The organism is Klebsiella sp. BIGb0407, assembly GCF_024807845.1.
GTDB lineage: Bacteria > Pseudomonadota > Gammaproteobacteria > Enterobacterales > Enterobacteriaceae > JGM124.
In genome coordinates, this window is record NZ_JANUEQ010000014.1 from 19909 (window position 1) to 40856 (window position 20948).

Sequence of the window (20948 nt, forward strand, 5' to 3'; positions counted from 1 at the left end):
TGGACGCTACTTTAGTTTAGACAGCCGAATCATATAGTACCCTATACTCATCGGCTTTCTTTACGTGAAGCCACCAGCACAACTCACATTATTTTGGGTCTACAGCGCTTTTTTACGGCGGGCTAATGCTACGCCGGCGCCAATAAGTGCCCCTACTGCCCCCCACATAATCATCAAGAATGCACGACGAGGACTATCACGTTTAACCGGTTCTTCTGGCGTGCGTAAATAGCGGTAAGTTTGAAACTTATTATCGATGGCAGGACCAGCATTTAATGTACTTAACAGTGCGATATTCTGGTCATAATCAAGGCTGGAGGCAGGTCCCATTGCCTGGAGGCTTTCCAGGCGGGCCTGTAACATAGGACGTCCCAGCATGAACATCTCTGAGTCAGGTATTTCATCAGCAGGAATGCCCGTCATACTGCGAGTGATATTCTGCTGTTGTGCAATTTTCAAAGCCTCTTCAACGCTTTTCAGTTTGCGATCATAGATAGCTTTAGCGACGGCTTCTTCTCGCTTAACCTGGGCATTCAGCTGTGTGGTTTTTGCCGCCCAGCGACCTGAAAGTTCACCATTAAGATGTCCTGCGGCACGCTGGCTTGCGAAAGCAACATACTGACGCAATAGATTATTAGCTTCAGGTGCCGTTTCCGCCACTAATCTGACACTGTCGTTGATGCTCTTGAGAGAATCACCGGGAGTAAACTGAATATCATTAATCAGCTCGTCCAGCAATGCAGCATCAGGGCGGCTATCGCCAACCTGACGTTGCTTGTAATAATCGCTCTGCAGCCAAAATTCACGCCGGGTATCATAGGCAGCAAGTTGTCGGACAAACTCTTTATACGCACCTTCCAGCACCGATGGCTGATCAACCGGAATTAAACTCGGCTGCATATCCTGATTACGCAGAAACTGCTGTTGAGTATAGTAGGGTCCCAGCATCGTTACCGTAGGATTGTCGGTAATGGCAGTTGCACTCCACTCTTGCCGGGCAAAAAAGGTATACAGCAGCGCTATTAATGAAAAAGTAATAGCGATACCTGCTATCCAGAGTTTTCCTTGCCACAGTGAGCGAAACAGACCTCGAATATCCAGTTCGTTGTCTATTATCGCCTGCCTGCCTGGTCTGTGCTCTTGCATTACGTCCCCTGTTGTCAGGTTAAACTTTTACGCCATTAGGTCCACTTTTACGAACTCGACGTTTATGTCTTCTAATAAACCGTGCCACTTTCCAGGCATGTTTAATGCAGTAGTCGTACAGTACAAATGCAAGCAAGAATAATGCCAACATTACCCACTCAGGAATAAATTTCAGCTGTTCGCCGATCACGCCAATAGCCGCCAGTACTATCGCCGCAAGAGTAATCAATACAAAGGCCTGACGAGAAGTAAAACCGGAACGCATAATTAAATGGTGGATATGCTGACGGTCTGGAGAAAAAGGACTCATCCCTTTTCTTAGACGACGATACATAATCGCCACCATATCCATCAGCGGGATAGCAATAATCCACAGGGCGGTAACAGGACTGATCGCGTGCGTATCACCCTGGGTGGCTTCGAGTAAAATCCAGATAACGGTAAAGCCAATCAAGGTGCTTCCTGCATCCCCCATAAAGACTTTAAAACGTCGCCCCAGAACACCTAAATTTAATAGAATATAAGGAAGAATTGCAGCAATCATCGCAAAACATAACATTGCCAGACTATGTTGCCCTGACATTAATAAGATTATTCCCATTGCAGCGAAGGATACTGAGGATAATCCCCCCAGCAAACCGTCAATACCATCGACCATATTAAAGGCATTGATTGCTGCCCATACGGCAAATAACGTCAGGAAATAACCAAACGGCCCAAGCGCCATATCAAAGTTGCCAAAAATATAACCGAGGCTCGCAAGATGTAAATCTGCAAAGACCATCATAATAATGCCGACAACAGCCTGAATAGACGCGCGAATTTTCACACTAATATCAAAGCGATCGTCCAGAGCACCGATAAATACGAGCACACCAGCACAAAGGATATAAAGGGAGGAGTGCGGAATATAATACTGTGCAATGAGGAGTGCAAAGCATATTCCAGCGTAAACAGAAATACCTCCGACCAATGGAATCAATCCCTGATGCCGTTTACGGAAATTAGGTTTATCAACCAGACCGATTCTTTTAGCCACTCTTCTTGCGAAGAATATAAATACGCTAGTGAATAAAAAAATCAGGGTTAAATCAGTTGCGGCATTAATTAGATTCACAATGCAGACTCTCTGAAAAATACGTTGTCATGGGTTAACACAGTCGAAAATCATTCTTCCCTAAGGGAGTATAAGCTTACTCTCGTTGGGCAAGATATTTGATTACTCTCAATCAAATGATGTAATTTGTGTTTACAGTAGCTTCATCCGTTGAACAGAGCCATCTGCTTATCGTATCGGGGAAGCAACAAAAACGCCACGACTAAGCGTGGCGTTTTTTGCATATTTATACATAACCTAAATTATTTTGTTACAAAAGGGTAAAAATCCACCAATCCTGGAGAGCGTGTAGCAACCAGCAACCAGGATCAGTGAATAAAACACACATTCCGCAACTCAAAATATGACAGGTGTATTACGAACGCTTCATCATATCGAAGAAATCATCGTTCGTTTTGGTCATTGCCAGCTTGTTGATCAGGAACTCCATCGCATCAATCTCACCCATTGGATGAATAATTCTGCGTAGAATCCACATTTTCTGTAGCTCTTCTTGTGAAGTCAGCAACTCTTCTTTACGGGTACCGGAGCGGTTGTAGTCAATCGCCGGGAAGACGCGTTTTTCAGCAATCTTACGTGAGAGATGCAGTTCCATGTTGCCGGTACCTTTAAACTCTTCATAGATAACTTCATCCATTTTAGAGCCAGTATCAACAAGCGCGGTAGCAATGATAGTCAGACTACCACCCTCTTCGACATTACGTGCAGCACCAAAGAAACGCTTAGGGCGATGCAGGGCGTTAGCATCAACACCACCGGTCAGGACTTTACCTGAAGCAGGTACTACGGTGTTATAGGCACGTGCCAGACGGGTAATAGAATCAAGCAGGATGATAACGTCTTTTTTATGCTCAACTAGACGTTTCGCTTTCTCGATAACCATTTCAGCAACCTGAACGTGGCGAGAGGCCGGCTCATCAAAGGTGGAAGCAATAACTTCACCTTTTACCAGACGTTGCATCTCGGTAACTTCTTCCGGACGCTCATCGATAAGCAGAACCATCAGCACACAGTCTGGATGGTTGTAAGCGATGCTCTGGGCAATATTCTGCAGCAGCATGGTTTTACCGGCTTTCGGCGGTGCAACAATCAAACCACGCTGACCACGACCAATCGGTGATGCCAAGTCAAGAACACGCGCGGTTAAATCTTCTGTTGAACCGTTACCACGCTCCATACGCAAACGTGAATTTGCATGCAGTGGGGTTAAGTTTTCAAACAGGATTTTATTACGGGCGTTTTCAGGTTTATCGTAGTTAACTTCATTGACCTTCAACAGCGCGAAATAACGCTCACCTTCTTTTGGTGGACGAATCTTACCAGAAATGGTGTCTCCGGTGCGGAGGTTGAAACGACGGATTTGACTGGGAGAAACGTAGATATCATCGGGGCCGGCAAGGTAGGAACTGTCTCCAGAGCGGAGGAATCCAAATCCATCCTGCAATATTTCCAGCACACCATCACCAAAGATGTCTTCACCACTCTTAGCATGTTGCTTCAGGATGGCAAAAATAATGTCCTGCTTACGCATACGGGCCAGGTTTTCCAGCCCCATATTTTCGCCGAGAGTAATCAGCTCAGAAACCGGCGTATTCTTTAATTCGGTAAGATTCATAATGGTGGGTTCTTAAACTCGGGGGAAATCTCAAACTTAGTTTCGTGTAAGGAATGGTTGAATTATCCATGCCTGTTAAGTGGTCACCACGCATGTCTGATCTCCGCCTGGTCGTATGAAAAACACAGAACTGAAACGACGGAATGAGTGATAAACCCGGAATCGGTTATGCATCCTTTATTATTTGCTGACAAAGAAAATATATTAAACAGCATATAGATAGGAGGCATTGGGTATTGCTAAAGATTTAAACTACAAGACAAGTTCAAAACGCAGTAAAGATAACTTAGCATGACTAAAGCCGGGCGTCCAGCGGCTGACAAAAAAAGTCAACCCTGTACGCGCCGGAACAAAATTTCATTACGCCAGGTTAGCGTCCAGAAACTCTTTTAACTGACCTTTAGATAACGCACCTACTTTAGTCGCAGCCACTTCGCCGTTTTTAAACAACAGCAACGTAGGGATACCACGAATACCGTATTTAGGCGCAGTACCTGGATTCTGGTCGATATTCAGCTTAGCCACGGTCAACTGCCCCTGATACTCATCTGCTATTTCATCAAGGATTGGGGCAATCATTTTGCAAGGACCACACCACTCAGCCCAGAAGTCAACCAGGGTTACACCATCAGCTTTTAGAACGTCTGTCTCGAAACTGTCATCTGTCAGGTGAATAATTTTATCGCTCATGTTCTACTCCACAGGATTATGTCTACCTTGTTGGTGTAGTATTAACCAACACAGGGGCACTTTATTTCACCCCGTTTATTTCAACGGATGTGCTTTCGTAAAGCAATAGTAAACTGATATTCTACCACACTATGAGCAAAACACATTTGACCGACAAGAAGTTTTCCGACTTCGCCCTGCACCCTAAAGTAGTTGAAGCCCTTGAATCTAAAGGATTTCATAACTGCACTCCTATCCAGGCATTAGCGCTTCCGCTAACGCTTGAGAATCGTGATGTGGCAGGGCAGGCGCAAACCGGTACAGGCAAAACGATGGCGTTTCTGACGTCAACGTTCCATTATTTACTTTCTCACCCGGTTCCTGAGAACCGTCAGGTGAATCAACCTCGCGCATTAATCATGGCCCCGACCCGTGAATTAGCGGTGCAGATTCACTCAGATGCAGAGCCTCTGGCTGAGGCTACGGGTCTAAAATTAGGGCTCGCTTACGGCGGTGATGGCTACGATAAGCAGCTTAAAGTGCTGGAAAGCGGTGTCGATATTCTGATTGGCACTACCGGTCGTTTAATCGACTATGCCAAACAAAACCATATTAATCTGGGTGCAATCCAGGTCGTGGTTCTCGATGAAGCAGATCGTATGTACGATCTTGGCTTTATTAAAGACATTCGCTGGTTATTCCGCCGTATGCCAGCAGCTAATCAACGTCTGAATATGCTGTTCTCTGCCACTCTCTCTTATCGCGTACGTGAGCTGGCGTTTGAACAAATGAATAACGCGGAATATGTCGAAGTTGAACCGGAACAAAAAACGGGACACCGCATAAAAGAAGAGTTGTTCTACCCATCCAACGAAGAAAAAATGCGTTTATTACAAACGCTAATTGAAGAAGAGTGGCCAGATCGCGCCATTATTTTTGCTAATACTAAACATCGTTGTGAAAGTATCTGGGGTCATCTGGCTGCGGATGGTCATCGTGTAGGTCTCCTGACCGGTGACGTGGCGCAGAAAAAACGCCTGCGAATTCTTGAAGCATTCACCCGTGGCGATATAGACATTTTAGTCGCAACCGATGTAGCAGCACGCGGCCTACATATTCCAGCCGTAACTCACGTGTTTAACTATGATCTTCCGGATGATTGTGAAGACTATGTGCACCGTATTGGCCGTACTGGTCGTGCCGGAGCCAGTGGTCACTCAATAAGTTTAGCATGTGAAGAATATGCGCTGAATGTTCCTGCGATTGAAACCTATATTGGTCACTCAATCCCCGTCAGCAAATATAATCCCGATGCGTTGTTAAATGAACTGCCAGCACCAAAACGTCTGTCTCGTAGCCGTCCAGGCAACACACAGCGTCGTGGTAGCTCTGCACCCCGTAGTCATCGTCGACGCGCAGGTTAAATAGTTATGACAGGTTCGGCCTCACTGTATGCAGCAATCGATTTAGGTTCTAACAGCTTTCATATGCTTGTAGTACGTGAGGTTGCGGGAAGCATACAAACCCTCTCCCGCATAAAAAGGAAAGTACGTCTTGCCGCGGGTTTGAATCGTGATAACGTCCTTTCTCCCGAGGCGATGGAACGTGGCTGGCAATGTTTGCGGTTATTCGCAGAACGATTGCAGGATATACCTCAGGGCCAGATTCGGGTTGTGGCAACGGCAACATTACGCCTTGCCGTTAATGCCAATGAGTTTCTGGCCAAAGCAGAAGAGATCCTCTCCTGCCCGGTACAGGTTATTCGTGGCGAAGAAGAAGCACGTTTAATTTATCAGGGTGTGGCACATACCACTGGCGGAGCCGACCAACGGCTGGTTGTCGATATTGGTGGAGCCAGTACTGAGCTGGTAGCTGGAACCGGAGCCCAGGCAACTTCACTGTTTAGTTTATCGATGGGTTGTGTCACCTGGCTTGATCGTTTCTTTAATGACCGCAATCTGACACAAGAAAACTTTACTGCCGCTGAGGCGGCTGCCAGTAATATCCTGGAACCTGTTCTTGCAGAGCTAAAACACAACAGCTGGAAAGTTTGCGTGGGTGCATCAGGCACTGTACAGGCACTGCAAGAAATTATGATGGCTCAAGGTATGGATGAGCGGATCACGCTGCCAAAACTACAGCAGCTCAAGCAACGCGCTATTCAGTGCGGTCGTCTTGAAGAGCTGGAAATTGAAGGTCTGACGCTGGAACGCGCCCTGGTTTTCCCCAGCGGTCTCGCCATTCTGATTGCAATATTCAAACGTCTGGATATCGAGTGTATGACGCTCGCAGGCGGGGCTTTGCGTGAAGGCCTGGTTTATGGCATGTTACATCTGGCCGTTAACCAGGATATCTGCCAGAGAACCGTACAGACCATCCAGCGCCGTTTTATGGTGGATATCCATCAGGCAAAACGAGTTGCCCAGTTGGCAGAGCATTTTGCAGCCCAGGTCGAAGCATCATGGAAACTGGACGCATTAAGCCAGCAGTTACTTACCAGCAGTGCGTTATTACATGAAATCGGTCTGAGTGTCGATTTCAAACGAGCCCCGCAACATGCCGCTTATCTGGTCAGTAATCTCGATTTACCTGGCTTTACGCCTTCACAGAAAAAACTGTTGTCTACTCTGTTACTGAACCAGACCAATGCCATCGATCTTTCCTCCTTGCATCAGCAAAATGCGGTACCACCCCGTATCGCAGAGCGTCTTTGCCGTTTGCTGCGACTGGCTATTATTTTTGCCAGCCGCCGCCGGGATGACACTCTGCCGAGTATCACGTTAGAAGCAGAGGGTGAAGTATTGCAACTTTCGTTACCGGATGGCTGGCTAACGAGGCACCCTCTGGGAACAGAATTGCTGGAACAGGAAACCTTGTGGCAGAGCTATGTTCACTGGCCACTGATGGTAAACTGAGTTATTTTTTCTTCGCTTTTGCCAGCATTTCCCGAATGCTGGCAACATTATTCTGCCCTTTTTGCATCCGTTCCTCTGGGGAAACCACTTTACGCTCGGTTTCCCACAACAGGTCATCCTGAGGTAGTTCCAGTAAAAAACGGCTGGGCTCAGGACGGATCAGTTCTCCATACTGGCGTCGTTCTTTGCATAATGTAAAAGTGAGTTCTTTCTGGGCACGGGTAATACCGACATAGGCTAACCGACGTTCTTCATCAACATTATCTTCATCGATACTGCTTTGATGTGGCAGCAGACCTTCTTCCATTCCGACCAGGTAAACATAGGGAAACTCCAGACCTTTGGAAGCATGTAAGGTCATCAGCTGGACTTGATCAACCTCTTCATCGCTCTCACCCCGCTCCATCATATCCCGTAAGGTAAACCGCGTTACTACCTGGGTTAATGTCATCGGCTCATCAAGATCGGTGCCCTCAAGCATCTCTGTCATCCAGCCAAACAGCTGATTGACGTTTTTCATGCGCATTTCTGCCGCTTTCTGCCCGGGCGATGTTTCATAGAGCCAGCTTTCATAGTCAATGCCATGAATTAAGTCCCGCACAGCGGCTATCGGTTCACGTTCAGAGAGGCGGGTAATTTCCGCAATCCAGTGGGTAAAACGCTGCAATGACTCTAATCCACGCCCCGTCAGAGTCTGACCCAGTCCCAGATCGAAACTGGCATTGAATAAACTTTTATTACGTCCCGTCGCCCAGTCACCCAGTTTTTGTAAAGTTGCCGGGCCAATTTCACGCCGGGGGGTATTCACTATGCGCAAAAAGGCGCTGTCATCATCAGGATTAGTCAGTACACGCAGATAGGCAAGCAGGTCTTTAATTTCAGGGCGAGAGAAGAAAGATGTTCCGCCCGAAATACGGTAGGGGATGCGGTTTTGCATCAGCATCTTTTCAAAGACCCGTGACTGGTGGTTACCACGATATAAAATGGCATAATCACCGTAGCTAGTCTTATTGATAAAATGATGGGCAATCAGCTCGCCAACCACTCTTTCCGCTTCATGTTCTTCATGATTCGCACTGACGACCTTCAGTTCACAGCCATAACCTAATTCTGAGAACAGGCGTTTTTCAAACACATGGGGATTATTGGCAATCAGGATATTTGCCGCTTTTAAAATACGTCCGGAAGAACGGTAATTTTGTTCAAGTTTAATCACTTTGAGTGCAGGAAAGTCCTGGTTCAGCAGCACCAGGTTTTGCGGTCGAGCCCCACGCCAGGAATAGATAGACTGATCGTCATCCCCAACCACGGTAAAACGCGCCCGGGTGCCTGCCAGCAGCTTCACCAGCTCATACTGACTGGTATTGGTATCCTGATACTCATCCACCAGCAAATAGCGAATACGATTTTGCCAGCGTTCCCTGACCTCTTCATTGCGTTGTAACAGAAGTGTTGGCAGCAAGATTAAGTCATCAAAATCCAGCACATTGCAGGATTTGAGATGGCTATCGTATAACCCATAGCAATGAGCGAAGATACGGTCTCGTTCACCCTGTGCCCGGGCAGCCGCCCCGGCAGGTGTCAGTAAATCATTCTTCCAGTTCGAGATCGTTGAAATAAGCTGTTTTAATACGACTTTATCGTCTTCAATTAACCCTTCCGTCAGTTCTTTAAGCAATGCGGTCTGGTCGGTGTCATCAAACAGTGAGAAGTTGGCTTTAATGCCAAGCGCCGCATGTTCTCGTTTGATGATTTCTAACCCCAGGGTATGAAAGGTGGCAATCATCAGCCCGCGCGCTTCTTTACGCCCCAGGGTTTTCGACACACGCTCTTTCATTTCACGCGCGGCTTTATTAGTAAAGGTCACCGCTGCAATATGACGAGCCTGATAGCCACACTCATGGATCAGATGCGCTATTTTATTGGTGATCACGCGCGTTTTACCTGAGCCAGCACCGGCTAAAACCAGGCATGGCCCGGTGACAAATTCGACCGCTTGTTGTTGTCCGGGGTTTAGACGCATAAAATCACTCAATGAAAGTCAGGAGGGAAGAAAGTCAGCATGGTAGTATAGCGAGCGTAATCCACATGACTCAAGGTAACATCATGGCAAAAACTGCTGCAGCACTACATATCCTTGTTAAAGAAGAGAAACTTGCTCAAGAGATCCTCGCCCAGCTACAAAATGGCGGCGATTTTGAAAAGCTGGCGAAAAAACACTCTACCTGTCCTTCAGGGAAAAAAGGCGGCCATTTAGGTGAGTTCCGTCAGGGGCAGATGGTACCGGCATTTGATAAAGTGGTCTTCTCTTGCCCGTTGCTTGAACCTTATGGTCCACTGCACACGCAATTTGGTTACCATATTATTAAAGTGTTATACCGTAATTAATAGAACTACTGAAATAGCTCGATTAATTTGACGGGCATAGTATTTTAAAATCTACTGTTGATACAATAAATCCATTAGATAAATACTATGCCTGAACATATGCTATATTTATAGCATCAGTCTATTATACTTACTTCAGATAAAAAAACTTCATACAATATTTACTTACTGAGCCAGGAATTTATTTCCATCGACTGCAGTATTTCATAAGGTAAAATCATACCCGCACCTAACTGAGATGTCGGTCGTTTAATAAAACCCAAATTAGTATAAAAACCTTCACGATTCTTTGCAGACATACAATAAATATCTGCCTTTTCATTAGCATTATTTTTAATATAGTTAAGTAATCTATACATTATTTTCTTACCGATACCGAAACGCCCCTGATACTCAGGCAATACCATAACATCCTGAATATAAAAAGCTAATGCAGCATCACCAATAACTCGTCCACTACCAATCGCAGAACCATGACAATAAGCAGAGCAAATATATAATGAGTTATCAATGGCCTTATGAGAGGATATCTCATCAGGTACCGACCAGCCAACTGACTGTCTTAGGTCATTGTATTCTCTGGGAGATAAATTATTATCATAGTATTCAATTTTCATACTATGATTTCTCTTCACAAAGTAACACATCTCGGTAATCTAAAAATGCCTGGATGACTTTATTAATATGTGATGATTCATGTATTGCAGTCACCGTCATTCGGATACATTCATGCCCTCTTGGCATTGTGGGATAGGGACAAGACGTCACATACAGACCATACTTTTTATATAATATCTTTGAGAAATCAACTAACATTTCTGTATTGGGAATGCGAACAGAGACAATAGGAAATCCATTATTATTATACGTTTCAAATCCTACGTTCTCCAGTCCAGTAATAAGCTCATTCGTCAGTTTGTGAACATGATTTTTGATAATATCACCTTCTTTTTCCAGTATATCCAAACCCGCATTTAAGACACCAAATGCAAATGGGATAGGCTGCTGAGAATAGTCAAGTGGCCTGGAGAAAGCGAGAAGCGTCCGCTTCATTTCACGCGAAACACCGGCAAAAGCCATGGCGGCACCCATATTTTTTGCTGTGCCAGCAATATAAAAAATGTTCTCATATGAGAGATCAAGATGTTTAACAATCCCCGCACCATTACCGTATGGGTTATGACTTGATGAACCAACCATGCCGAAACCATGTGCATCATCAATAAAAAGAATCGCATTATATTTAACGGCTAAAGACTGGAGTTCCGCAAGACAGAGATAATGCCCGGTAATACTATAAACACCATCGAGACAAATCAACTTATGTCGTGCATTTTGATATTTCTTTAGGATATCTTCGAGTTGATTTAAATCATTCTGTTCATAGCTCTGTAGAATGGCTCCTTTATCGCGAGCTAATTGTGCACCATGAAACATAATGGCATGTGCAGATTTATCCATAATAACAAGATCATTGTGTTCAATCAAAGCAGGAATTATTCCAATACATCCAAGAAATGTATTAGTTGTAATCAGTGCATCCTCGGCACCAATAACATCAGCCAGTCGTTCTTCGAGTTCACGACAAATTTGATAATGTCCCGTCAACCTTGCTCTACCGGTATGTAAGCCATAATCCATAGTGGCTTTAATAGCCTGCGGCAAAAGATCTTCCTGGCGTTTATCAAAACCAAGATAGTTTCCTGATGCAAAGTCAATAATTTCATTACCATTAATATCTAAAAAAACTCTATTTTTTGATTTCGAAATACTGACATCATACTGATCGCTTTCATTAAGCAATCGATATAAGTCCTTACGAATGCCAGACTGAATATTACTGCCCATTTGATTAAGAACTGAATACATATTTAATGACCTCAATTTTGTGAATCATGATATATAAAAAAATCTATTTAATTTTCTGTAGAAATGTACGATCGATTTTACCTGAAGATGTTTTTGGTAGTTCTGTATGGAAAATAAATTGATGGGGTATTTTAAATGACTGGAGATGAGTATTAAGTATTTCTTTAGCTTCCGTTAAGTCAAAATGGGCACCGTCATTTAAAGAGTAGTGACATATAATGATGTTGTGCTCTTGCTCTTTTTTTACCACAATACAGGACTCATGGAGAAAAGGGATTTTCGCTGTTACCTCTTCGATTTCACCAAGCTCAATACGATAGCCATTAACTTTATAGATATGATCACGTCTGCCTTTATAGTGAAGCACTCCCTGCGCATCGCGAAAAGCGAAATCACCTGTGCGCCAAAAAAGGGCCGGATAAGGATGAAATGGACTTTTAACAAGACACCTGGCTGTCAATTCAGGTTGATTCAAATATCCTAATGTTACTGTTCCTCCGCGACACCAAATCTCACCTGTCTGATCGGGTTTACAAATCTCTTGCCCGTTATCCGCAACAACAATAATCTCCGTATCATCGACGACGTTACCTAAGGGAATACTATTACTCGCTAAATCATTCTGATTTACCCAGTGATAAGTAATAATATTTGTCTCTGTTGGTCCATATATATTGGCAATTTTTATTGTAGGAGCCAAAGTGGTAAGTTTTTTTAATTTTTCTACTGGAAATGGCTCACCTGCATACATAATTGTACGAAGACTATTTTCATTAATAAATAAATTACCTTTTGCCATTAATGTCATCAAAGTTGATGGTGTAGTATATATAACAGTCGCTCGTTCACTCTCAAGTAACTTGACATAATCCTTATGCTTATCATTTTTTAATCTACCCAGGTCCCAGTCAAAACATATCAGTGTGGCACCAGCGCTAAGAGTATTAAATATATCAAAAACCGATAAATCAAATTTGAATGGAGCTCTTGAAATAACACGGTCTTGCGTTGTAATTTGAAATTCTTTTTGCATCCAGCGAACAAATGTCAGCGCATTTCTGTGACTGAGCATAATACCTTTTGGTCTGCCTGTAGAGCCAGAAGTATGCAGGACATAGGCCAGACTGTCAGATGGCTGATTAATTATTTCCAGACTGTCAGGATCATATGGAATGTCCTCCTGGCTACATATAAGATCGCCTCGATCTAATGAATATATTATTGGGGTATTATCATCGCCAAGAGTAATAATATTCTTCAGCTGACTGCCGGTTAATACATCGAAATAATTTTCCAGTATAAACTTGTCGGTAATCAATACAGTTATATCTGTCTCTTTCAGCATATTCTCTAACTGAAGTTCTGAGTAAAGTGTATCAATTGGTACGTAAGCCTTACCCGCTTTAAGAATACCAAATAAAGCAGCAATACTGTCAGGATTAACATTCGCTAAAATACCAATTAATGTTTGCTCATTTTCATTGCCGGATGTGACTTTTTTAATCGCACCGCAAAATGCATTTGCTTTATTATTAAGTTCTCTATAGGTAATAATTCCTCGCCCCTCAAAAATAATGGCTGGTGCTGAGGGTTGCTTTAAAACATTTTGATGAAAATTATGGTGCAATAAGTATTCCATTGTATACATTGGCCTTTTATATCAAACATATGCTACTTCAAATAGGTTTGGCGAGTGATAGAAATTATTCATTGATTTAAAAGATATACCTATATCATTTAATGAGTGTGATGCTTTAGCAGTCTCTAATACAGTTTGATACTGAATTGATTTATCATCAAAGGTTGAATAATATTTATTTCTGGCATCAATATCTGATTTTTCTTTACCCCATAAAGAGTTAATTATTATGTCACCATCAATAAAACAATGCGTTATTGATTCAATATTAATATGGCTTAATACATTAAACCAGAAGATAAAAATACTCTTATCTTTATTGATTGCATGTCGTTGTTTGGCATATGACTCAAATGACATCATGAGGATGTTTGGCATGCTCTTATTATTAACATAAGGATCAATCCCTATATAATTAAAACAGTGTTTTTTGATACTTTCATAATACATACCATCATAGCACCCTACTACTATGACATTCATAGCCTCTTTAATCTCAGAGAGAGTGCTCTCTATAAATCTCAGTTCATTTTTCAGAAATAAAGATGCAGCCTTCTTGCTTTTATCTTTAAGCATATTCATATAAATGCTTTTTGTCATATTTTAAAACCCATCTGGAATAGTTATAAAGTTATGTTTCCAAAACCTCTAAATGCCACTCCTGAATAATGAACGATACATAGAAATATTTCCTGCAAAAAACAATTCAAATAAAAAATTAATATTTTCAGAATAATATTAATATCACGATTATTCAGGCCCTCATCAGAGCTCTATATCAATGAGTTTTTGAATAAATGAAAAGTGACTGAGCCACGAAATGGGGCTGCTGTAGCCGGAGGAAATGAGCCAAGTTCACTGAATTCTCCTCGGTATGAGGATTAAATGTATCAATATGTAGTGGGCAACTAAAACTGGCCACCGTTTTAGAGTTTTTTCAGTATAGGTTTTCCGATTCGTTTGGTGATAAACAATCGTTATATTCCTGTAGTCCGGGCGTACTGTAATATCCGACGATATAAGTCTTTTATTGCCAGGATAGCATCACTGAAGCTTGTTTAACCACGTTTACCTGTCCAGATATATATCACGCCGCCGCACCACACCTGATTAGGCTCTGTCATAGCAAGCTGCGATCAAGATTATTTGGTGTAGTGATGTGTTCATGGGTACCACGCTAGTATCGATGTGTGGGCTGCTAACAACTGACCGGCAAGGTTTTTCCAGTATTTGTAACTGCTACGATGAACCCTGAACACGTGGCAGAGTGTGGCCACAGGATAATACGCTCTGGGCTTCCAGATTATCGAGAGCTGTTCAAGGAGTCTGACATTAAAATCGTGGTGGGTTTTTAATATTTATCTATTATTTCAATAAGTTGAAATTTATTCTCAAACTCACGCATTTAAATTTGCTCTGGAGAAATGAGAGAGACTTTAGGTGTTTTCCCTGCCGTTGCCGTTCATCACGCAACTGTTTCACCCATCGTGTCATGGTGGAAAGGATGACATCATCGTACTGGCTGCTTCTGCCGCAGTGTCGTTCCGGGAAAACAAGAAGGGGAAACAATGAATGTTTCCCCTTCTTCAATAAATTAAAGAGACGATTTTCTCTTTAAATGACAGCAATAGATTACTCTGCTACTGCAATACGTTTCATATCGGTCATGTAGCCACGCAGTTTTTTACCGACTTTTTCGATTTCATGGCTGCGAATCGCTTCGTTCACATCACGCAGTTGCGCGTTATCAACGGCAGTTTCAGTACCCGCTTTACCTAAGTCACCCGCTTGCAGCGTGGTCATGAACTCTTTCAGCAGTGGTACCGCTGCGTAAGAGAACAGGTAGTTACCGTATTCAGCAGTATCAGAGATAACTACGTTCATTTCATACAGACGCTTACGCGCGATGGTGTTAGCAATCAGTGGCAGCTCGTGCAGTGATTCATAGTAAGCAGATTCTTCGATGATACCTGCATCAACCATGGTTTCGAATGCCAGCTCAACGCCTGCTTTAACCATGGCAATCATCACAACGCCCTGATCAAAGTAAGCTTGCTCAGCGATTTTACCTTCGAACTGTGGTGCAGTTTCGAACGCGGTTTTACCGGTCTCTTCACGCCAGGTCAGCAGGTTCTTATCGTCATTTGCCCAGTCAGCCATCATTCCTGAAGAGAATTCACCGGAGATAATGTCATCCATGTGTTTCTGGAACAGTGGAGCCATGATGGTTTTCAGTTGCTCAGACAGCGCATAAGCACGGATTTTCGCTGGATTAGACAGACGATCCATCATCAGCGTGATACCGCCTTGTTTCAGTGCTTCGGTAATGGTTTCCCAGCCGAACTGAATCAGTTTTTCTGCATAAGCTGCGTCAGTACCTTCAGAAACTAACTTGTCGAAGCACAGCAGAGAACCCGCCTGCAGCATACCGCACAGGATAGTTTGCTCACCCATCAGGTCAGACTTAACTTCGGCAACGAAAGAAGATTCCAGAACACCAGCGCGGTGACCACCGGTTGCAGCAGCCCAGGCTTTAGCAATCGCCATACCTTCGCCTTTCGGGTCATTTTCCGGGTGAACAGCAATCAGCGTTGGAACACCGAAACCACGTTTGTATTCTTCACGAACTTCAGTACCCGGACATTTAGGCGCAACCATCACTACAGTGATGTCTTTACGAATCTGCTCACCCACTTCAATCACGTTAAAGCCATGAGAGTAGCCCAGGGTAGCGCCCTCTTTCATCAGCGGCTGTACAGCCTGAACAACAACTGAGTGCTGTTTGTCTGGAGTCAGGTTAACAACCAAGTCCGCCTGCGGGATCAGTTCTTCATAAGTACCAACGGTGAAACCGTTTTCGGTCGCTTTACGCCATGATGCACGTTTCTCAGCAATCGCTTCAGCACGCAGGGTGTAAGAAACATCCAGGCCAGAGTCGCGCATATTCAGACCCTGGTTAAGGCCCTGTGCTCCACAGCCGACAATAACTACTTTTTTGCCTTTGAGGTAGTTGGCTTCATCAGCGAATTCGTCACGCCCCATAAAGCGACATTTACCCAACTGCGCTAACTGCTGACGCAGGTTCAAAGTGTTGAAATAATTAGCCATTGTCGAACTCCGTGATTATCGTTTAGTACTGTTTGTCTCGGTAAGCAGCGTATTTGCGCTGCCTGAATAAGCTTACTATATGACAGGAAAAGCGTTGCTTAAATTGATATATTAACAACGCCACATTGCAATTTATGCAATGCCAGATAATGAGGTATGACCGTGGACTTACGTGATCTGAAAATGTTTCTGCATTTAGCCGACAGTCGTCATTTTGGGCGTAGTGCGCGAGCCATGCATGTCAGCCCCTCAACGCTTTCCCGTCAGATACAACGGCTGGAAGAACACCTGAACCAGCCGCTGTTTGTACGCGATAATCGTACCGTAACCTTAACCGAAGCGGGTGAGCAGTTACGTCAGTTTGCCCAGCAAACCATGCTGCAATATCAGCAAATGCGCCACACCCTCGGCCAGCAAGGGCCTTCTCTGAGTGGCGAGCTGCATCTCTTTTGTTCAGTGACGGCGGCTTACAGCCATTTACCGCCGATTCTCGATCGCTTCCGGGCAGAACATCCTTCGGTCGAAATCAAACTGACCACCGGGGATGCCTCAGATGCAGTCGAAAAAGTAGACTCCAATGAGGCCGATATCGCTATCGCCGGTAAGCCCGAAACCCTACCACCCGGCGTCGCTTTCTCTATCCTGGAAGATTTAGCCGTTGTCTTAATCGCTCCCGCCTTACCTTGCCCGGTTCGCACTCAAGTACAGCAACCGGTACCTGACTGGACTAAAGTTCCCTTTATCTTGCCGGAACAAGGGCCTGTGCGACGACGTATCGAGCTGTGGTTTCGCAGTAAAAAAATCACGAATCCGTTTATCTATGCAACCGTTGCCGGGCATGAAGCGATGGTCTCGATGGTCGCTCTGGGCTGTGGTATCGCCCTGATCCCCGAAATCGTTCTGGAAAATAGCCCGGAGCCGGTTCGTAATCGTGTGCTGATTATGGATCGTAATGATGAAAATACCCCGTTCGAGCTCGGTGTTTGTGCACAAAAAAAGCGACTCAATGAGCCGCTTATCAGTGCGTTCTGGAAGCTATTACCGGGTAACCATTAACCGGCAAGGAAGAATCGGAATGCCGGGTTCTGGGTTTCTTCATGACATTCGTAACCCAGTTCATTAAGACGGATTTCAAAGTCAGGCTCGTTCTCACCCAGTTCAAAGGCTGCCAGCACACGACCATAATCAGTGCCATGGCTACGATAATGGAACAGTGAAATATTCCAGTGGGTTCCTAGGGTTGTTAAGAACTTAAGTAACGCCCCCGGTGACTCTGGAAATTCAAAGCTGTATAACCGCTCATGCAGCGGTTTGGACGGACGTCCTCCCACCATATAGCGGACGTGTAGCTTTGCCATTTCATCGTCAGACAGATCGACAACGCCATAACCACCGGCATTGAGTAGCTCAATTATCTCATGACGCTCTTCAAGACCGCGGGTCAGACGCACCCCGACAAAAATGCAGGCATTGTCAGAACTGGCATAGCGATAGTTAAACTCAGTGACCGAGCGCCCACCCAGCAGATGACAAAATTGCAGAAAACTGCCTTTTTTCTCCGGGATAGTGACGGCAAGTAAAGCTTCGCGCTGCTCGCCCAGCTCACAACGCTCTGAGACATAACGCAGACCGTGGAAATTAACATTCGCACCTGACAGAACGTGGGCCAAACGCTCACCGCGGATCTGATGCTGCTGAATGTATTTTTTCATCCCGGCCAGCGCTAACGCCCCGGAAGGTTCTGCCACCGCACGAACATCTTCAAACAAGTCTTTCATTGCCGCGCAGATAGCATCGCTGTCGACGGTAATGATGTCATCGAGATATTCCTGACACAGACGGAAAGTTTCATCCCCGATACGCTTAACCGCAACGCCTTCGGCAAATAAGCCTACTCGTGCCAGCTCGACCGGTTTACCGGCATCCAGTGCCGCTTTCAGGCAAGCAGAGTCTTCCGCCTCAACCGCTATCACTTTGATTTGTGGCATCAGTTGCTTGATCAGCACAGCCACACCCGCAGCCAGTCCGCCGCCACCGACCGGGACAAAAATCCGGTCGATATGCGCATCCTGCTGCAATAATTCCAGTGCCAGCGTGGCTTGCCCGGCAATCACTAATGGGTGATCAAACGGCGGTACATAGGTAAAGCCCTGGTCCTGTGACAGCTCAATGGCTTTAACTTTTGCCTCGTCAAAATTGGCACCGTGCAGTAAAACTTCACCGCCAAACGCACGCACCGCATCCACTTTAATATCTGCGGTTGCCACAGGCATCACGATCAGCGATTTAATGCCAAGACGTGATGCCGACAGTGCCACGCCCTGGGCATGATTACCGGCTGATGCCGTAATCACACCGCAGGCCTTCTGTTCATGCGTCAGCCCAGCCATCATGTTATAAGCGCCGCGCAGCTTAAAACTGTGTACTGGATGGCGGTCTTCCCGCTTCACCAGAATCACGTTTTCCAGCCGTGACGAGAGCTTATCCATCTTTTGCAGTGGCGTTATCTGGGTGACTTCATATACCGGCGCGCGCAAGGCTGCACGCAGATATTCTGCCCCACTTGGGGTATCGGATAGCGGTTGTGCCTCAGCCATGATTAACCCCCAAGTTTACTTTTATCTCTTACTGCACCTTTATCTGCGCTGGTTGCCAACATAGCGTACGCACGCAGAGCAAAGGAAACTTCGCGCTCACGTGCACGCGGGGTCCAGGCTTCAGAGCCACGAGCTTCTTGTGCGGCACGGCGCTCAGCCAGTAACGCATCCGAGGCTTCAAGTTGAATGCTACGTGAAGGGATATCAATGGCAATCATATCGCCATCTTCAATCAGACCGATATTACCGCCACTGCCCGCTTCTGGTGAGACGTGACCAATCGACAGACCTGAAGTTCCGCCAGAGAAGCGACCATCGGTTATCAGGGCGCAGGCTTTACCCAAACCCATTGATTTCAGATAGGTTGTTGGGTAGAGCATTTCCTGCATGCCCGGCCCGCCTTTTGGCCCTTCATAACGAATAACCACGACATCACCAGCAACCACTTTACCGCCGAGGATGGCAGAAACCGCGTCATCCTGGCTTTCGTACACTTTCGCCGGGCCGCGGAAAATTAAACTGCCATCGTCAACACCCGCGGTTTTTACGATACAGCCATTTTCTGCGAAGTTACCGTACAGCACCGCAAGGCCGCCGTCCTGGCTATAAGCGTGCTCTTTAGAGCGAATACAGCCTTCTTTACGGTCAACATCCAGAGTGTCCCAGCGGCAGGATTGTGAGAATGCTTTGGTAGTACGAATACCGGCAGGACCGGCAGAGAACATGCTTTTCACCGAGTCATCGGAGGTGACCATCACGTCATACTGAGCAAGGGTTTCTGGCAGTGTCAGACCCAGAACGTTACTGACATTACGGTTAAGCAGGCCGGCACGGTCTAATTCCCCGAGAATACCGAGAACGCCACCCGCACGGTGAACATCTTCCATATGGTATTTTGGCGTACTCGGTGCCACTTTACATAGCTGAGGGACTCTGCGGGATAACTGATCAATGTCAGTCATAGTGAAGTCAATTTCAGCTTCCTGTGCCGCGGCCAGTAAGTGCAATACGGTGTTAGTTGAACCGCCCATTGCAACATCCAGAGTCATGGCGTTCTCAAATGCTTCTTTGCAGGCAATATTACGTGGCAGAGCAGATTCATCATCTTTTTCGTAATAACGCTTAGTCAGCTCAACAATACGTTTACCCGCACTGAGGAACAGCTCTTTACGATCCGAGTGGGTCGCCAGCAGCGAACCATTACCTGGCTGTGACAAACCTAAGGCTTCGGTCAGACAGTTCATCGAGTTGGCAGTAAACATACCGGAACAAGAACCACAAGTAGGACAAGCGGAGCGTTCAATCTGCTCGCTGTCCTCGTCGCTGACATTCGGGTTAGCGCCCTGAATCATGGCATCAACCAAGTCCAGTTTGATAATCTGATCGGACAGTTTGGTTTTACCGGCCTCCATCGGGCCACCGGAGACAAAAATAACCGGAATATTCAGGCGCAGAGACGCCATTAACATTCCCGGGGTGATCTTGTCACAGTTGGAGATACATACCATCGCATCGGCACAGTGCGCATTGACCATATACTCAACCGAGTCGGCAATCAGTTCACGTGACGGTAAGGAATAGAGCATACCGCCATGACCCATGGCGATCCCGTCATCCACTGCAATGGTATTAAATTCTTTTGCTACGCCACCAGAAGCTTCAATTTGTTCAGCGACCAGCTTACCCAAATCACGTAGATGTACGTGCCCTGGTACAAATTGGGTAAATGAGTTCACGACCGCAATGATAGGTTTGCCAAAATCGGCATCGGTCATTCCGGTTGCGCGCCACAGCGCACGGGCACCAGCCATATTACGGCCATGAGTTGTGGTAGCGGAACGATACTTAGGCATTCTTAGTTACTCCAGTCTGTCGAATAGCAGGC

The 20948-nt window shown here is 45.4% G+C and carries 16 protein-coding genes and 1 pseudogene; 4 read left to right on the top strand and 13 right to left on the bottom strand.

The genetic code is table 11. The features are described from left to right. Positions 1-99 precede the first annotated feature (99 nt). The 4 genes from wzzE to trxA form a co-directional block, all read right to left on the bottom strand. The gene (gene wzzE, locus M2387_RS24850; protein ID WP_259053402.1) at positions 100-1146 is read right to left on the bottom strand and encodes an ECA polysaccharide chain length modulation protein; all 1047 of its coding nucleotides are present in this window, start codon (positions 1144-1146) and stop codon (positions 100-102) included. 19 nt (positions 1147-1165) lie between these two features. Further along, a complete protein-coding gene (gene wecA / locus M2387_RS24855; protein ID WP_259053404.1) occupies positions 1166-2263 on the bottom strand; it encodes a UDP-N-acetylglucosamine--undecaprenyl-phosphate N-acetylglucosaminephosphotransferase in 1098 nt (365 codons plus the stop codon). 355 nt (positions 2264-2618) lie between these two features. Next, positions 2619-3878, bottom strand: coding sequence for a transcription termination factor Rho (gene rho / locus M2387_RS24860; RefSeq protein WP_259053407.1), 1260 nt, complete (start codon positions 3876-3878; stop codon positions 2619-2621). Positions 3879-4238: 360 nt separating this feature from the next. Continuing rightward, entirely contained in the window at positions 4239-4568 is a 330-nt protein-coding gene (gene trxA / locus M2387_RS24865) for a thioredoxin TrxA (RefSeq protein ID WP_259053409.1), read from the bottom strand. Positions 4569-4699: 131 nt separating this feature from the next. On the opposite strand from trxA, the gene rhlB reads away from it, so the two are divergent. Next, positions 4700-5971, top strand: a complete 1272-nt coding sequence (gene rhlB, locus M2387_RS24870; protein WP_259053411.1) for an ATP-dependent RNA helicase RhlB — start codon at positions 4700-4702, stop codon at positions 5969-5971. 6 nt (positions 5972-5977) lie between these two features. Then, positions 5978-7462: a guanosine-5'-triphosphate,3'-diphosphate diphosphatase gene (gene gppA / locus M2387_RS24875; protein WP_259053413.1), complete on the top strand. Its 1485-nt coding sequence runs from the start codon at positions 5978-5980 to the stop codon at positions 7460-7462. Between the two features lies 1 nt (position 7463). Here the strand turns inward: gppA and rep are convergent, their stop codons facing one another. Beyond that, positions 7464-9485 (bottom strand): DNA helicase Rep, encoded by a 2022-nt coding sequence (gene rep / locus M2387_RS24880; RefSeq protein ID WP_259053415.1) that lies wholly within the window; start codon positions 9483-9485, stop codon positions 7464-7466. A gap of 83 nt (positions 9486-9568) precedes the next feature. Here rep and ppiC point away from each other — a divergent pair, with 83 nt between their 5' ends. Further along, positions 9569-9850: a peptidylprolyl isomerase PpiC gene (gene ppiC / locus M2387_RS24885; protein ID WP_064541590.1), complete on the top strand. Its 282-nt coding sequence runs from the start codon at positions 9569-9571 to the stop codon at positions 9848-9850. Between the two features lie 161 nt (positions 9851-10011). On the opposite strand, the gene M2387_RS24890 is transcribed toward ppiC, so the two are convergent. The 6 genes and pseudogenes from M2387_RS24890 to ilvC form a co-directional block, all read right to left on the bottom strand. Continuing rightward, a complete protein-coding gene (locus M2387_RS24890) occupies positions 10012-10467 on the bottom strand; it encodes a GNAT family N-acetyltransferase (protein ID WP_259053420.1) in 456 nt (151 codons plus the stop codon). 1 nt (position 10468) lies between these two features. After that, entirely contained in the window at positions 10469-11719 is a 1251-nt protein-coding gene (locus M2387_RS24895) for an aminotransferase class I/II-fold pyridoxal phosphate-dependent enzyme (RefSeq protein WP_259053422.1), read from the bottom strand. 43 nt (positions 11720-11762) lie between these two features. Beyond that, positions 11763-13358, bottom strand: a complete 1596-nt coding sequence (locus M2387_RS24900; RefSeq protein ID WP_259053425.1) for an amino acid adenylation domain-containing protein — start codon at positions 13356-13358, stop codon at positions 11763-11765. 21 nt (positions 13359-13379) lie between these two features. Beyond that, positions 13380-13958: a class I SAM-dependent methyltransferase gene (locus M2387_RS24905; RefSeq protein ID WP_259053428.1), complete on the bottom strand. Its 579-nt coding sequence runs from the start codon at positions 13956-13958 to the stop codon at positions 13380-13382. Between the two features lie 464 nt (positions 13959-14422). Beyond that, a pseudogene (locus tag M2387_RS24910) lies at positions 14423-14914 on the bottom strand (transposase family protein); the annotation flags it as partial. Between the two features lie 76 nt (positions 14915-14990). Next, positions 14991-16466, bottom strand: coding sequence for a ketol-acid reductoisomerase (gene ilvC, locus M2387_RS24915; protein WP_259053430.1), 1476 nt, complete (start codon positions 16464-16466; stop codon positions 14991-14993). A gap of 162 nt (positions 16467-16628) precedes the next feature. Here ilvC and ilvY point away from each other — a divergent pair, with 162 nt between their 5' ends. Continuing rightward, positions 16629-17522: an HTH-type transcriptional activator IlvY gene (ilvY, locus tag M2387_RS24920; RefSeq protein WP_259053433.1), complete on the top strand. Its 894-nt coding sequence runs from the start codon at positions 16629-16631 to the stop codon at positions 17520-17522. Here the strand turns inward: ilvY and ilvA are convergent. Together ilvA and ilvD are read right to left on the bottom strand one after the other, a co-directional pair. Then, positions 17519-19063: a threonine ammonia-lyase, biosynthetic gene (ilvA, locus tag M2387_RS24925; RefSeq protein WP_259053436.1), complete on the bottom strand. Its 1545-nt coding sequence runs from the start codon at positions 19061-19063 to the stop codon at positions 17519-17521. The genes ilvY and ilvA overlap by 4 nt on opposite strands. Positions 19064-19065: 2 nt before the next feature. Then, on the bottom strand, positions 19066-20916 hold the full coding sequence (gene ilvD / locus M2387_RS24930) for a dihydroxy-acid dehydratase (RefSeq protein ID WP_259053439.1): 1851 nt from the start codon (positions 20914-20916) through the stop codon (positions 19066-19068). Positions 20917-20948 lie beyond the last annotated feature (32 nt).

Excerpts from the sequence above, each read along its gene's own strand:
- gppA (WP_259053413.1), top strand. The coding sequence starts at position 5,978 with ATGACAGGTTCGGCCTCACTGTATGCAGCAATCGATTTAGGTTCTAAC.
- trxA (WP_259053409.1), bottom strand. The coding sequence starts at position 4,568 with ATGAGCGATAAAATTATTCACCTGACAGATGACAGTTTCGAGACAGAC.
- rhlB (WP_259053411.1), top strand. The coding sequence starts at position 4,700 with ATGAGCAAAACACATTTGACCGACAAGAAGTTTTCCGACTTCGCCCTG.
- ilvA (WP_259053436.1), bottom strand. The coding sequence starts at position 19,063 with ATGGCTGAGGCACAACCGCTATCCGATACCCCAAGTGGGGCAGAATAT.
- wzzE (WP_259053402.1), bottom strand. The coding sequence starts at position 1,146 with ATGCAAGAGCACAGACCAGGCAGGCAGGCGATAATAGACAACGAACTG.
- M2387_RS24905 (WP_259053428.1), bottom strand. The coding sequence starts at position 13,958 with ATGACAAAAAGCATTTATATGAATATGCTTAAAGATAAAAGCAAGAAG.
- ilvC (WP_259053430.1), bottom strand. The coding sequence starts at position 16,466 with ATGGCTAATTATTTCAACACTTTGAACCTGCGTCAGCAGTTAGCGCAG.
- ppiC (WP_064541590.1), top strand. The coding sequence starts at position 9,569 with ATGGCAAAAACTGCTGCAGCACTACATATCCTTGTTAAAGAAGAGAAA.
- M2387_RS24895 (WP_259053422.1), bottom strand. The coding sequence starts at position 11,719 with ATGTATTCAGTTCTTAATCAAATGGGCAGTAATATTCAGTCTGGCATT.
- rep (WP_259053415.1), bottom strand. The coding sequence starts at position 9,485 with ATGCGTCTAAACCCCGGACAACAACAAGCGGTCGAATTTGTCACCGGG.
- rho (WP_259053407.1), bottom strand. The coding sequence starts at position 3,878 with ATGAATCTTACCGAATTAAAGAATACGCCGGTTTCTGAGCTGATTACT.
- M2387_RS24890 (WP_259053420.1), bottom strand. The coding sequence starts at position 10,467 with ATGAAAATTGAATACTATGATAATAATTTATCTCCCAGAGAATACAAT.
- ilvD (WP_259053439.1), bottom strand. The coding sequence starts at position 20,916 with ATGCCTAAGTATCGTTCCGCTACCACAACTCATGGCCGTAATATGGCT.
- M2387_RS24900 (WP_259053425.1), bottom strand. The coding sequence starts at position 13,358 with ATGGAATACTTATTGCACCATAATTTTCATCAAAATGTTTTAAAGCAA.